At 58.8% G+C, this 12,820-nt stretch carries 10 protein-coding genes and 1 pseudogene; 7 read left to right on the plus strand and 4 right to left on the minus strand.

The genetic code is table 11. The annotated features are described in order from the left end of the window. Positions 1-15 precede the first annotated feature (15 nt). Positions 16-609, minus strand: coding sequence for a TetR/AcrR family transcriptional regulator (locus PI739_RS12260; RefSeq protein WP_032609194.1), 594 nt, complete (start codon positions 607-609; stop codon positions 16-18). A 101-nt stretch (positions 610-710) separates the two neighbouring features. On the opposite strand from PI739_RS12260, the gene PI739_RS12265 reads away from it, so the two are divergent. Then, positions 711-1,469, plus strand: coding sequence for an SDR family oxidoreductase (locus PI739_RS12265; RefSeq protein WP_003363443.1), 759 nt, complete (start codon positions 711-713; stop codon positions 1,467-1,469). 698 nt (positions 1,470-2,167) lie between these two features. Continuing rightward, entirely contained in the window at positions 2,168-2,605 is a 438-nt protein-coding gene (locus PI739_RS12270) for a DUF3757 domain-containing protein (protein ID WP_003431127.1), read from the plus strand. A 56-nt stretch (positions 2,606-2,661) separates the two neighbouring features. Here the strand turns inward: PI739_RS12270 and PI739_RS12275 are convergent, their stop codons facing one another. Further along, positions 2,662-3,237 (minus strand): DUF1349 domain-containing protein, encoded by a 576-nt coding sequence (locus tag PI739_RS12275; protein ID WP_054082137.1) that lies wholly within the window; start codon positions 3,235-3,237, stop codon positions 2,662-2,664. 234 nt (positions 3,238-3,471) lie between these two features. On the opposite strand from PI739_RS12275, the pseudogene PI739_RS12280 reads away from it, so the two are divergent. Next, positions 3,472-3,720 (plus strand): annotated as a pseudogene (locus PI739_RS12280) (BRO-N domain-containing protein); the annotation flags it as partial. A 78-nt stretch (positions 3,721-3,798) separates the two neighbouring features. Beyond that, complete coding sequence (locus PI739_RS12285) at positions 3,799-4,533, plus strand: SDR family NAD(P)-dependent oxidoreductase (RefSeq protein WP_003314465.1); 735 nt, start codon at positions 3,799-3,801, stop codon at positions 4,531-4,533. A 1-nt stretch (position 4,534) separates the two neighbouring features. Here PI739_RS12285 and PI739_RS12290 read toward each other — a convergent pair whose 3' ends face one another. Then, positions 4,535-5,413 (minus strand): carboxylate/amino acid/amine transporter, encoded by an 879-nt coding sequence (locus tag PI739_RS12290; protein ID WP_074804848.1) that lies wholly within the window; start codon positions 5,411-5,413, stop codon positions 4,535-4,537. A gap of 267 nt (positions 5,414-5,680) precedes the next feature. On the opposite strand from PI739_RS12290, the gene PI739_RS12295 reads away from it, so the two are divergent. Continuing rightward, a complete protein-coding gene (locus PI739_RS12295; protein WP_271351873.1) occupies positions 5,681-10,513 on the plus strand; it encodes a M10 family metallopeptidase C-terminal domain-containing protein in 4,833 nt (1,610 codons plus the stop codon). Positions 10,514-10,697: 184 nt separating this feature from the next. Here PI739_RS12295 and PI739_RS12300 read toward each other — a convergent pair whose 3' ends face one another. Next, positions 10,698-10,925, minus strand: a complete 228-nt coding sequence (locus PI739_RS12300) for a 3-phosphoglycerate kinase (protein ID WP_271351874.1) — start codon at positions 10,923-10,925, stop codon at positions 10,698-10,700. Between the two features lie 154 nt (positions 10,926-11,079). Here PI739_RS12300 and PI739_RS12305 point away from each other — a divergent pair, with 154 nt between their 5' ends. Together PI739_RS12305 and PI739_RS12310 are read left to right on the plus strand one after the other, a co-directional pair. Next, a complete protein-coding gene (locus PI739_RS12305) occupies positions 11,080-12,003 on the plus strand; it encodes a LysR family transcriptional regulator (RefSeq protein WP_003363464.1) in 924 nt (307 codons plus the stop codon). Positions 12,004-12,225: 222 nt separating this feature from the next. After that, complete coding sequence (locus tag PI739_RS12310) at positions 12,226-12,789, plus strand: peptidylprolyl isomerase A (protein WP_003363466.1); 564 nt, start codon at positions 12,226-12,228, stop codon at positions 12,787-12,789. The last annotated feature ends 31 nt before the right edge of the window (positions 12,790-12,820 follow it).

A 12,820-nucleotide genomic window follows, 5' to 3' on the forward strand; every position in this document is an offset into this window, starting at 1 on the left:
TTAGGGTTTGCGGCTTTAGAGCTGGACGTTCTTGTTCAAGCTTTCGGGGCTGCCTGCACATAAACCATCCATCACCAGGTTCAACAATCTGGTGATGCGTGAGCGCCATTCACTTTGAGAATCAACTTGCCATATGCCTGCAATGGCGAGAAAAAAGTCATCAGCAGTTACACCGCTACGAATCGTTCCAGCAGCTTCATTGGCCCGCAAAAGCAGCTCGGCGGCCGACTGAACGGGTGCGTATCCGGACTGCCCCGGAAATTCATAAACAGACGCGGCCTGCCGGATAGCGGTGGCGAGACCCGCCTTGGTCATTGCATATTCAACGAGGTGGTCCATCCACTCACGAAGGGCCTGCCTGGGGGCAGTAGTGGCGAGCAGTTGTTCCGCCAACGACGCCACTTGCTGCATTTCGAATTGATAAACCTCGAATACCAGTTTCTCTCGGGTAGGAAAATGGCGATAGAACGTTCCCTGCCCTACCCCGGCCTTCTTCGCGATTGCGCTTAGCGCCACAGCAGGATCGCTGGTCAGCTCCACCACTGCGACCTCCAGTATCCGTTCACGGTTCTTCCTGGCGTCAGAACGCATCACCAATTCGTCAGTCATGAGCAAAGATTTTCCTTGATTGGATTGATAAGCGGACACCTGTCCGGTAATGTCCTTCAAGTGGACAATTGTCCGCTTAAGCATTATTTCCGGAGTTTACTATGAACGGCACTGGCAATACGATTCTGGTTACTGGCGGCACCTCAGGCATAGGCCTCGGGCTGGCCCTCAGGCTTCAAAAAGCGGGCAACACTGTCATCATCGCGGGACGTCGCAAGGCTCTTCTCGACAAGATTGTGTCAGAACATCCAGGTATCGAGTCGATATTGCTGGACGTCTCCGATACACAATCAATCCAGCGCAGCAGCGAGGCGCTTGCGATCAGCCACCCGCATCTGAACGTTCTCATCAACAACGCAGGCATCATGCACTGGGAGGATCTGACTGATCCGCAATACCTGAGCACAGCCGAAGATATCGTGACAACCAACTTACTCGGCACTATTCGCATGGTGTATGCATTCACGCCACAGTTGATCAAGCAGCCCAGTGCAACGATCGTGAATGTCAGTTCGGCGTTGGCATTCGTTCCGCTGCCTGCGACACCAACCTACAGCGCAACCAAAGCGGCCGTTCATTCGTTCACTCAAAGTCTTCGAGTGCAGCTAGAGGGCTCGCCGATCGAGGTTATCGAGCTTGCACCACCGGGTGTACGCACCACATTGCTCGGGCAGGAAAATGACGAGCACGCGATGCCTCTGGAAGAGTTTCTGGATCAAATTTTCGACCTGCTCGAGACCTCTCCGACCCCACCAGAACTTATAGTGGAGCGCGCCAAGCCATTGCGCTTCGCCGAAGCAAGCGGTGCCCATGATGAGGTATTGAAAATGCTTGCAGGGTACAAACCACCGGCACAATGATATTAACCACGTGAGTGGCGACTGATGCCATCGCTGTCGGCAAATGCATTTGCTTGCCCAGCTACTCAGCTCGCCTCTCATGCTGAAACATTGTGCACAGGAGCATGCGGGGTGGCTGTCGACAGAGTTCGAACCAGCGGTGCTGGGCCTAACATGACCGCCACCACGTTCAATCGCTGATGGGTTCTTAATTGTCAGCAACCTAATGGGACCGGTGCGCGTACTGTGCCCATTTTTCTTTGTGCTAGAAAGTCGGCGGGCCTCGGCCTTTTTTGTAGTGCTGATGGCTGGCATTGGTTTGCCAGCGTGTCACCAAGCGCAAAGGCGCAACCGCGCACCTTATCGAATGGTCGGTCGAGTTATTCCGCAAAGAAAATAGTCAGCGATGAGAGACCTCCGCCAGCCCATTATCCGAATATAAGCAGCGCCATTTCCTACAAACAATTAAGGCCTGAAGGCACAGACAGGAAACAGCCTGGCAACTAAGATAGCCCTACCTAAATTGCATGTGGTCAAGTAACTGCTGAAATACAGACATCTTTAGTAACGAGACAACATGCAACACAGTTGCTGCCACGCATCCGATAGAAACATGTAACCCATTAGCGAATCCAAAAAGTTTACCGCCTAACCACGCAAAAAAACCGCACGCAAGCCTACACACATCAAGAATTGAGTTTTTCAATTAAAGGAATATCATGAAAAAAGTATTAATCAGCGCCGCAATTGCTACGTGCCTGCTGGGCATGTCCCTGACCTCTCAAGCGGCGGAAAACTGCCCTACCGTCGAGAAGATCGAGCAGGTCTCACCCGGTGTATACCGGGCGAGCGGCAATGACGGCGAGTGGACCGGCGTGCTGCAAGGCGTTGTAAAAAAGAAAATGCCTGTGCAGTCCTTTGAACTGGCCATCGCTATTCAAGAGAGCGCAGACGCGCCTCAGATGCTGCAATACTGTACCTACAACATCGGTGGGCGCGAGATGCTGGACATGCGCTTCACTGCTAAAAACAATAAGGATTTCACTGTAAAAACTGCAGGCAGTACCTGGAAAAAAGAAAATGGTTTTTTGGGTCTCGTCTATAACGTATGTGAAAAAACATCACCTGAAAACTGCAAGTTCACCGTTGTTAAGTAAAACAAGGTGAGCATGTCGCTCTTCAGCGGGCCTGCAATGGCCGGCTGAAGAGTCACTCACGTCAGATCATGCAAATCCTTGCCCAGTGCAGGCACGACCTCGAAATGAGAGAACACGACCTCCAGCCCTCCCCGCTCCGGACTGCAGCACATCGGCCCTACGGCATAAGACTCACTCACGGGAAATGGTGCCAGGCGCAGCAGCGGCCAGCGCAGGCCGTCGCTGGAGTGCTGAATGCGCAACACGCCCTTGGCGACGGTAACTCGCAGCCAGAGGCCGGATGACGAATCATCAAATACACCCGTGGCCCAATCGGATTGTCCGCAGGTTAGAACGCTGCCCAGCATCAGGGCTCCGTCACTGACTTCAACGCCGGTTTTGACCCAGTTGCGCTCGTCAATGCGGACCATCAACCCCGCCTGATCGTAAAGTGTCTTGAAGTCACCCTGCACATGCACTTGCGCAGTGAAATTACCGGTCACCGAAACACCCAGAAAATGGCCGGTGTCGCGACAGAAGCCGTAGTGCGTCTGCTGCCAGAAATCGGTTTGCGGGTCTGTGGTGACCGTCAGACACTCGTCCGTCATGCTGCAGTGCCGGGGTTGGTTCAGCCAGATGCCTTTGTCGAACATGTCGCCTCCTGTGTGGGGTTGTCGAGGGTGATGGAGGCGTTACCTCATCTAACCCATGCAGATGGGCGCGCTTCAATAATAAACATCAACCGACAACACACTATCTGAACACAACCTAAAATCTAACGCATCGCAGCCGCCCCAAAAAATGCCGTTTCCTACGCTTCAGCCCCACACCTTTCCCCCCACACACCCCATTTCGAAGCCACCCTCGTCCTCCGTCACAGCCATATGCTGCGTCAGTGGCTGACGCATGAGGTGCTGACGACCTTGCATGATCAACAGAACGTCACGCTGGATAACCCCAGAATGAGCCAGCTGCAATGGCCCGGCACGTCGCTGAGCGTGCTGCACTGGCGCAGCGAAACCTGGGTTCGCTTGCGCGACATGCCGAATGTGGTGGCCGAGGCATCTCCTCGTCCGAGGCGGCCGTTATGGCGCAGGGTGTTGAAGCGCATCAACACAATGCGCACTGCCGCCTGACCGGTACTGTCTGAACCCCGTTGACACCCCTCCCACCAAAAAACATGATGCATCCACCCTAAAAACCGGAACGCACTCATGAGCGACAAGAAAAAGCTTTTGCTGACTGGCGCAAGCCGGGGTATCGGTCATGCCACGGTCAAGCATTTCAATGCCGCTGGCTGGGAGGTGTTTACCGCGTCGCGGCAGAATTGGGTCGCTGACTGCCCGTGGGCTGAAGGTCTGCTCAACCACATTCACCTGGACCTGGAAAACATCGACAGCGTCAGCGAGAGCATGGCGGCGATCAAGGACAAGCTCGGCGGGCGGCTCGATGCGCTGGTCAACAATGCCGGCGTTTCACCGAAGACCGAGGACGGCGGGCGCATGGGTGTGCTGGAGTCGGATTACAGCACTTGGATCAAGGTGTTCAACGTCAATCTGTTCTCTACCGCGCTGCTGGGTCGGGGTTTGTTTGACGAGTTGAAGGCAGCCAAGGGCAGCATCATCAATGTCACCTCGATCGCCGGCTCGAAGGTCCACCCGTTTGCAGGCGTCGCCTACGCCACGTCCAAGGCGGCACTGTCTGCCCTGACCCGGGAAATGGCCTTCGATTTCGGCCCGCACGGGATACGGGTCAATGCCATTGCGCCGGGTGAAATCGATACGTCGATTCTGTCACCCGGCACCGCCGAGATTGTCGAGCGGCTGGTGCCGATGCACCGGCTGGGCAAGCCCGAGGAAGTCGCTTCGCTGATCTACTTCCTGTGCACGGCTGGCGCGTCCTACGTGAACGGTGCGGAGATTCACGTCAACGGCGGCCAGCACGTCTGACTCAACGTGTGCCGGAAACGCTCTCCGGCACGCGCCGCACGCCCAGGCGACTGATCCACACCGACGCCACGATCACCCCGCCGCCGATCAGCAGGCGGGTGAAGTCCTCATGCTGGTTCCAGATCAGCAGATTGATCAACAGCCCCAGCGGCACATGCAGGTTATTCATCACCGCCAGGGTGCCGCCGTTGACCATGCACGCACCTTTATTCCACCAATACATGCCCAGCGCCGTCGAACACAGGCCGAGAAATAGCAGCACGATCCATTGGGTCGGCGCTTCGGGCAGGTGTTGCGGGTTACCGAATATCAGGAACGCAGGCAGTACCACGGCCAGTGCGCCGAGGTAGAAGTAGCCGAAGCGTCGGTAATGCGGCAGGTCGCTCGGGTAGCGCGCCACCAGATGCTTGTACAGCACCTGCCCGGCGGCGTAGGTGAAGTTGGCCAGTTGCAGCAGCAGAAAGCCGCCAAGGAAGTCGCCGTCCAGGCCATCGTAACGAATCACGCCAGCGCCCAGCACCGCGACCGCCGCCGCCAGCAATGCCCAAGGGTTGAAGCGCCGGTTCAGCGCATCTTCGATCAACGTCACGTGCAGCGGCGTGAGAATGGTAAACAGCAGCACTTCCGGCACCGTCAGCACCCTGAAACTCAGGTACAGGCAGACATAGGTCACGCCGAATTGCAGCGCGCCGATCAGCAGCATGCTGCGCATGAAGCGGGGTTGGACCTGACGCCAGCGGGTCAGCGGAATGAATACCAGACCCGCCAGCACCACGCGGACCAGCACCGCGAAATAACTGTCGACGTGCCCGGCCAGATAGACACCGATCAGGCTGAATGAAAACGCCTGAATCAGTGTGACGAAAAGTAGATAACCCATGCCCGCCCCCCATTTTTGAAGGGCGCGACCATAGCGGTTGCGTCACTCACTGTCCACTCGACGGCCGCCAATTTTTGACGCCAACCCGTCGCCGCGCTCCGCGTTACCCGTCACAAATATGACAGTCGCATTATTGACGTACATGTCGTCGGTTTCGACGAAAATATAGCCTATATCGGCAACTTTTCCACAGAAAAAGGTCTTATCATCTCGACGCTGCAATATTGACTCATTTCATCCACATTCGTCGTCGCCTGGAGTAACACCATGATATTCAACACAAAAGACTTCGGAGCAGTGGGCGACGGCGTCACTGACGATACAGCTGCCATTCAGGCCGCAATCGATGCGGCGGCGGCTGCAGGCGGCGGTGAAGTGGTCATGGGGGCCGGCACATACATCGTGTCCGGTGGCGAAGAGCCTTCTGATGGCTGCCTGATGCTCAAGAGCAACGTCACCCTGTCGGGTGCAGGCATGGGCGAGACGGTCATCAAGCTTGCGGATGGCTCGGACACCAAGATCACCGGCATCGTGCGCTCGGCCTATGGCGAAGAAACCCACGACTTCGGCATGAAGAACCTGACGCTGGACGGTAACCGGGACGCCACCACCGGCAAGGTGGACGGCTGGTTCAACGGTTACATTCCAGGCTCTGACGGCAAGGATTCGAACGTCACTCTCGACAGCGTCGAGATCAAGGATTGCTCGGGCTACGGCTTCGACCCGCACGAGCAGACCGTCAACATGGTGATCAAGAACAGCGTGTCGCATGGCAACGGCCTGGACGGCTTCGTGGCCGATTACCTGAGCGACAGCGTGTTTGAAAACAACGTTGCGTACGACAACGATCGTCACGGCTTCAACGTGGTCACCAGCACCCACGACTTCACCCTGAGCAACAACGTTGCCTATGGCAATGGCAGCACCGGCATCGTGGTGCAGCGCGGCAGCGAGAACATCCCCTCTCCCGCCAACATCACCATCACCGGCGGCGCGGTGTATGGCAACGCAGCAGAAGGCGTACTGATCAAGCTGTCCAGCCAGGTTTCGGTCAGCGGCGTGGACATCCACGACAATGGCAACGCCGGCGTGCGCATTTATGGCAGTTCCGGGGTGGATATCTTCGATAACACCCTGAGCAACAACGCGCTGGGTTCAGCGGTTCCGGAAATCATCATTCAGTCCTACGACGACACGACGGGCGTGTCCGGCAAGTTCTTCAGCGGCAGCGACAACCTGATCCGTGGCAACACGATCACCGGCAGTGACAACTCCACCTACGGCGTCGCCGAGCGCAACGAAGACGGCACCGACCGCAACAGCATCGTCGGCAACACCATCAGCCACACCAGCAAGGGGCTGACCCTGGTGTATGGCGACGGCAGCTTTGCTGGCGATGCGTTCCCGCTGGTGACCGTCAATGGCACCGAGGCCAACGACGTCATCACCGGTGGCGCGGCCCACGAGCAGATCTTCGGTCTGGCGGGCAAGGACACCTTGAACGGCGGTGCGGGTGACGACATCCTGATTGGGGGGGCAGGGGCCGACAAGCTCACCGGTGGCGCGGGTGCCGACACCTTTCGCTTCGATCAGTTGACCGACAGCTACCGTACAGCGACCACCAGTTCCACCGATCTGGTCACCGACTTCGATATCAGCCAGGACCGCATCGACCTGAGCAACCTGGGCTTCACCGGGCTGGGCAGCGGCAAGGGCGGTACGCTGAACATCAGCTACAACGCCACGCTGGACCGCACCTACGTCAAATCACTCGACGCCGATGCCAGCGGTAACCGCTTCGAACTGGGCCTGAGCGGCAACCTGAAAGACACGCTCAATGCCAGTCATTTCATCTTCCAGCATGTCGTGGAAGGCACGGCGGGCGGCGATACCCTGACCGGCACCGACGGCAATGACGTGATCAACGGCAACGCCGGTACGGACCGTATCGATGGCGGCGCGGGCGCCGACACGATCACTGGCGGAGCCGATGCCGACACCCTGACCGGTGGCGCGGGCGCGGACCTGTTCATCTACAACTCGCGTCTGGACAGCTATCGCAATTACACCGCCAGCGGCACCAAGCAGAGCGACACGATCACCGACTTCAACCCGGCCGAAGACCGCATCGACCTGTCCAGCATCGGCCTGCGCGGCCTGGGCGATGGCAGCGCCAACACCATTTACCTGTCCGTCAATGCCGACGGCAGCAAGACCTACATCAAGACCGATGCGGTCGACAGCACAGGCAATCGCTTCGAGATCGCCTTGCAAGGCAATCTGGCCGACAAACTGAGCGCGTCCAACTTCATCTTCTCCACCGCAGCCGCCGCCAATCAGGCACCAGTGCTCAATACGCCGCTGATGGACCAGAACATCACCGAGCTGAAGGCGTTCTCCTACGCTGTGCAACCCGGCAGCTTCAGCGACCCGGACAGCAACACGCTGACCTACAGCGCGACCCTGGCCGATAACAGCGCCCTGCCCGACTGGTTGAAGTTCGACAGCAAGACCCTGACCTTCAGCGGCACGCCGGGTGGCACGGCATCGGGGCTTTACTCGGTATTGCTGACCGCAAGCGACGCCACCGGCGCGTCGGTGGCCGACAGTTTTGCCATCAATGTGGGCAACGTCACGCCGGGGACCCTCACCGGCACCGAGAACGCCGAGGCGCTGTATGGCACCGAAGGCAACGACACGATTCTGGGCCTGGGCGGTGACGACACGCTGCGCGGCGATACCGGCGCCGACATCATCAACGGTGGCGCAGGACGTGACGCCCTGTACGGAGGAGCCGATGCCGACACGTTCGTCTACAGCGCCCTGACCGACAGCTACCGCGATTACGACGCTGGCGGGCTGACCGCCACCGACACGATCTATGACTTCACCCCCGGCCAGGACAAGATAGACGTTTCCGCCCTGGGCTTTCTGGGGCTGGGCAACGGCGAAGATCACACGCTGTACATGACCCTCAACGAAACGGGCGACAAGACTTACATCAAGTCCGCTACGGCGGATGCCGACGGCAATCGCTTCGAAATCGCCCTGAGCGGCAACCTGATTAACACCCTGACCGATGCGGACTTCGTCTTCGGCCAGCGTGAGTCGCAGGAGATTCTCTACCTGCCGACGCTGGGCCAGTCCAATGCGCGCCTGCTGCGCATGACCGAAGACGATAACCAGTCCGGCACCTCGGAAATGGTCAAGGACCTGACCCGCTACACCGATTACGACGTGCGCAGCCAGTTCACCGACGCCAACGGCGATGGCATCGACCTCGCCGTGGGCGGCAGCACCGTGGTCGGCTACTCGACCGGCACTCAGGAAGAACAGCGTGTTTCCTGGTGGCTGGTCGACACCGATGAGCCGGGCCCTGCGCTGTTGCGCGCCACCGAGTTGCTCAAGTCGCAACTGGCGTCGCTGACCGCCATCGACAAAGTGACCACCGGGATCATCTGGGGTCAGGGTGAAGAAGCCGCTCAGGAAATCGCCCGCGCCACTGACAAGCAGGCGGCAGCCGAGCTGTACAAGGCCTCGACCCTGAAAGTGTTCGACTACTTGCATGCGCAGATCGGCGATTTCACCGTATACATCGCCGAAACCGGGCACTACCAGACCGACGCGGCAAAGGCCCGCGGCTACACCGATGAAAAGATCAACGCCATTGTCGAGGGTACCGGGTACGTCAGAAGCGTTCAGGAAGCCATTGCCACTGAGCGCGCCGACGTCAAGCTGGCGGTTGACTACACCGACCTGCCGCTGCGTTACGAGGTCAACCCGCTGGTTTACCCCGATGACGTCTGGCACTTGCATGAAGAGTCCGCCGAGATCGTCGGCCAGCGCCTGGCCGATTTCATCGCCGATGACCTGGGTTTCCACGGCAACGCCGCTGACAACAACGACCCGGCGGCCATTTTCGAGAGTGGCCAGAACGAAGGTGGCCACATCTTCGGCACCAGTGACGACGACACACTGGTCGGCAGTTCCGGCAATGACGTGCTGGACGGCGATCAGGGCGCGGATGACATGAGCGGCGGCGATGGCAACGACATCTATGTCGTCGACAACGCTTTCGATACCGTCACCGAAAGCAACGACTCGCCCTCGCAGGTCGACACCGTGGTGTCGTCTGTCAGCTGGACGCTGGGCGCCAACCTGGAAAACCTGGTGCTTATCGGCGTGTCTGCCATCAACGGCACCGGCAACGCCGTGAAGAACGTCATCATCGGCAATGCCAGCAACAACATTCTTGACGGTGCTGCAGGTGCCGACATGCTGACCGGCGGCGATGGATCGGACAGTTATTACGTCGACGATGCCGCCGACAGGGTGGTTGAAACCAATGCCGATGCACAGGTGGGTGGTGTGGATACGGTGTACAGCTCGCTGGCCAGCTACACGCTGGGGGCCAATGTGGAAAACATCGTCATCAACAGTACCGGGGCCGCCAACGCCACCGGCAATGCCCTGGACAACCTGATTTACGCGGGCGCTGGCGACAACGTCATGGACGGCCGCGACGGCAATGACACCGTGTCGTATCTGTTCGCCACCGCCGGCGTCACCGTTGCGTTGAACACCAGCGCCCAGCAAGCCACCGGGGGTTCGGGCCTGGACACACTGAAATTCACTGAAAACCTGATCGGCAGCCAGTTTGCCGACACGCTGACCGGCAACAAGAACGCCAACACCCTGAGCGGCGGCGATGGCAATGACACCTTGTCCGGCGGTGCGGGTGATGACGTGCTGATCGGCGGGTCAGGCGCTGATACGCTGATCGGCGGCACCGGCGCGGACCACTACGTGTTCAACAGCATCACCGATACGGGCCTGGGCGGACTGCGCGACATCATCAATGGCTTCAAGACAGTCGAAGGCGACAAGCTGGACTTCTCCGGCTTCGATGCCCGACCGCTGACCGATGGCCACGATGCGTTCGTATTCATCGGCAACGCAGCGTTCAGCGCAAACAACAGCGGTGAACTGCGTTTTGCCGACGGTGTGCTGTACGGCAATATCGATGACAACGTCGGCGCGGACTTCGAAATCCAGCTCACGGGCGTGCAAACGCTTCAGGCCGCCGACATCATTGTCTGACCGTCCCAAAGCACATAACTCATAAAAAGCCCTGGAAACGGGGCTGCCCCCTCAGAACATCAGCAAGAGCGACCGGGGTGAGTACCCCCCCGCAACCCCGGTCCCACACCAACGCGCTGCACAAAAACGCGAAGCCTCTGTGCTCCCCCCATAAATTTGTCTTATCCATAAGAGCGCTCTACTCTCAGGCGGGCTGACAGCTGAGCCTGATTCGCAACTTTATGATGCTGCGATTGAATCGGGATGAAACGTCGAGACTCTTGCCTGCGCCGACCTGCACATGTCGGGTGCGCGGTGCCTCCGGCCCGTTGATGAACACCACCGAACATTTGGCGTCTACTTCACCGTAGTTGTTGACGGTGATTGACCCGGTATCGTGATAGACGTCGTGGGCAACATAATCGATCTTCACGCCCTAGTACTGTTTTTCCACCTCGATGGGGTACGCCAGGGCCGTCAACGGCAACATGACCAGCAGCGCACAACACAGTCGACTCATTCGGCAATCTCCGAGTCGGGATTGTCAGAGTAGAACAATAAGCCCGTACTTTAAGAGGAGTTACAGCATGAAAGCGCCCCGCGTGACTCTCGACCAGTGGCGCACATTGCAGGCCGTGGTCGATCACGGTGGTTTTGCTCAGGCCGCCGAAGCGTTGCATCGCTCGCAATCATCGGTGAGTTACACCGTGGCGCGCATGCAGGAACAGCTCGGCGTGCCGTTGTTGCGTATCGACGGGCGCAAGGCGGTGCTGACCGAAGCCGGCGGCGTACTGCTGCGCCGCTCGCGGCAACTGGTCAAACAGGCCAGCCAACTGGAAGACCTCGCCCACCATATGGAGCAGGGTTGGGAAGCGGAAGTGCGTCTGGTGATCGACGCGGCGTATCCTTCGGCGCGTCTGGTCAGGGCGCTGACTGCGTTCATGCCGCAGAGCCGTGGCTGCCGGGTGCGACTGCGTGAGGAAGTGCTCTCCGGCGTCGAGGAGGTCTTGCTCGAAGGCGTCGCGGACCTGGCCATCAGCGGCTACAGCATTGCCGGGCATCTGGGCACCGAGATGAGCTCGGTCGAGTTCGTCGCCGTCGCTCACCCGGACCACGCCCTGCATCAGGCCAATCGCGAGCTGACCTTTCAGGACCTGGAAAGCCAGTTGCAGGTCGTCATCCGTGATTCCGGCAGGCAGCAACCCAGGGACTTCGGCTGGCTGGGCGCGGAACAGCGCTGGACCGTCGGCAGCCTGGGCACCGCTGCGACCTTCGTCAGCAACGGCCTGGGCTTCGCCTGGCTGCCTCGGCACATGATCGAGCGTGAACTGCGCGAAGGCCTGCTCAAGCCCCTGCGCCTGGACAAGGGTGGCAGCCGCAACCCGACCTTCTATCTTTACTCCAGCAAGGACCGACCGCTGGGCCCGGCCACGCAGATTCTGATCGATCTGATCCGCAGCTTTGACACGACCCCGCTCACCGCTGCACTCGGCACGCCGCAAAATGCCTGACCGGCGCAGGCACTTGGCGCTCTTCACTGTATGCAGCACGTCAATCGCACGCGGCTGGAATTCATCGCCAGCAACGCAGTCTGAAAATCCTGTGCGGTCCATGGACGTGCAGCCTGATCGTCTGAAGTGCTGCAAACCCGCCAATACGCTGGGCAAAAAAAGCCAAACGTGGTTACCTTGCCGGTCACAGTCGATATCTCTTAATGAAGGACGTGTTGCCACATGCTGAAAAAAATCGCTCTCGCCGCCTGCTCCGTACTGTTCGCCGCCAACCTGATGGCTGCTCCGGATAAAGCCACGCACGTGGTACTCGACACCAGCTTCGGCCAGATTGAAATCGAACTTGCAGACACCAAGGCGCCGATCAGCACCCAGAACTTTCTGGGCTATGTCGACAGCGGCTTCTATACCAACACCATCTTTCACCGGGTGATTCCGGGTTTCATGGTGCAGGGCGGTGGCTTCACCCAGCAACTGGTTCAGAAGCAGACCAAGGATCCGATCAAGAACGAAGCCCAGAACGGTTTGCATAACGTCCGCGGCACCATTGCCATGGCGCGTACTTCGGACGTGAACTCGGCCACCAGTCAATTCTTCATCAACACCAACGACAATGCCATGCTCGACAACGGCGCGCGCGACTTCGGTTACGCGGTGTTCGGTAAAGTCGTCAAGGGTATGGACGTCGTCGACAACATCGTCAACGCCCGCACCACGACTCAGAAAGGCATGCAAAACGTGCCAATCGACCCGATCCTGATCAAGTCCGCCAAACGCGTCAACTGATCGGGAAACCTGCACCGCATGGAGCCTTCGG

Origin of the sequence: Pseudomonas cerasi (assembly GCF_027983475.1) — a bacterium.
Lineage (GTDB): Bacteria > Pseudomonadota > Gammaproteobacteria > Pseudomonadales > Pseudomonadaceae > Aquipseudomonas > Aquipseudomonas cerasi.

Bases quoted from the DNA above. Each gene is read 5' to 3' on its own strand.
- PI739_RS12265 (WP_003363443.1), top strand. From the start codon at position 711: ATGAACGGCACTGGCAATACGATTCTGGTTACTGGCGGCACCTCAGGC.
- PI739_RS12295 (WP_271351873.1), top strand. From the start codon at position 5,681: ATGATATTCAACACAAAAGACTTCGGAGCAGTGGGCGACGGCGTCACT.
- PI739_RS12305 (WP_003363464.1), top strand. From the start codon at position 11,080: ATGAAAGCGCCCCGCGTGACTCTCGACCAGTGGCGCACATTGCAGGCC.
- PI739_RS12285 (WP_003314465.1), top strand. From the start codon at position 3,799: ATGAGCGACAAGAAAAAGCTTTTGCTGACTGGCGCAAGCCGGGGTATC.
- PI739_RS12275 (WP_054082137.1), bottom strand. From the start codon at position 3,237: ATGTTCGACAAAGGCATCTGGCTGAACCAACCCCGGCACTGCAGCATG.
- PI739_RS12310 (WP_003363466.1), top strand. From the start codon at position 12,226: ATGCTGAAAAAAATCGCTCTCGCCGCCTGCTCCGTACTGTTCGCCGCC.
- PI739_RS12290 (WP_074804848.1), bottom strand. From the start codon at position 5,413: ATGGGTTATCTACTTTTCGTCACACTGATTCAGGCGTTTTCATTCAGC.
- PI739_RS12260 (WP_032609194.1), bottom strand. From the start codon at position 609: ATGACTGACGAATTGGTGATGCGTTCTGACGCCAGGAAGAACCGTGAA.
- PI739_RS12270 (WP_003431127.1), top strand. From the start codon at position 2,168: ATGAAAAAAGTATTAATCAGCGCCGCAATTGCTACGTGCCTGCTGGGC.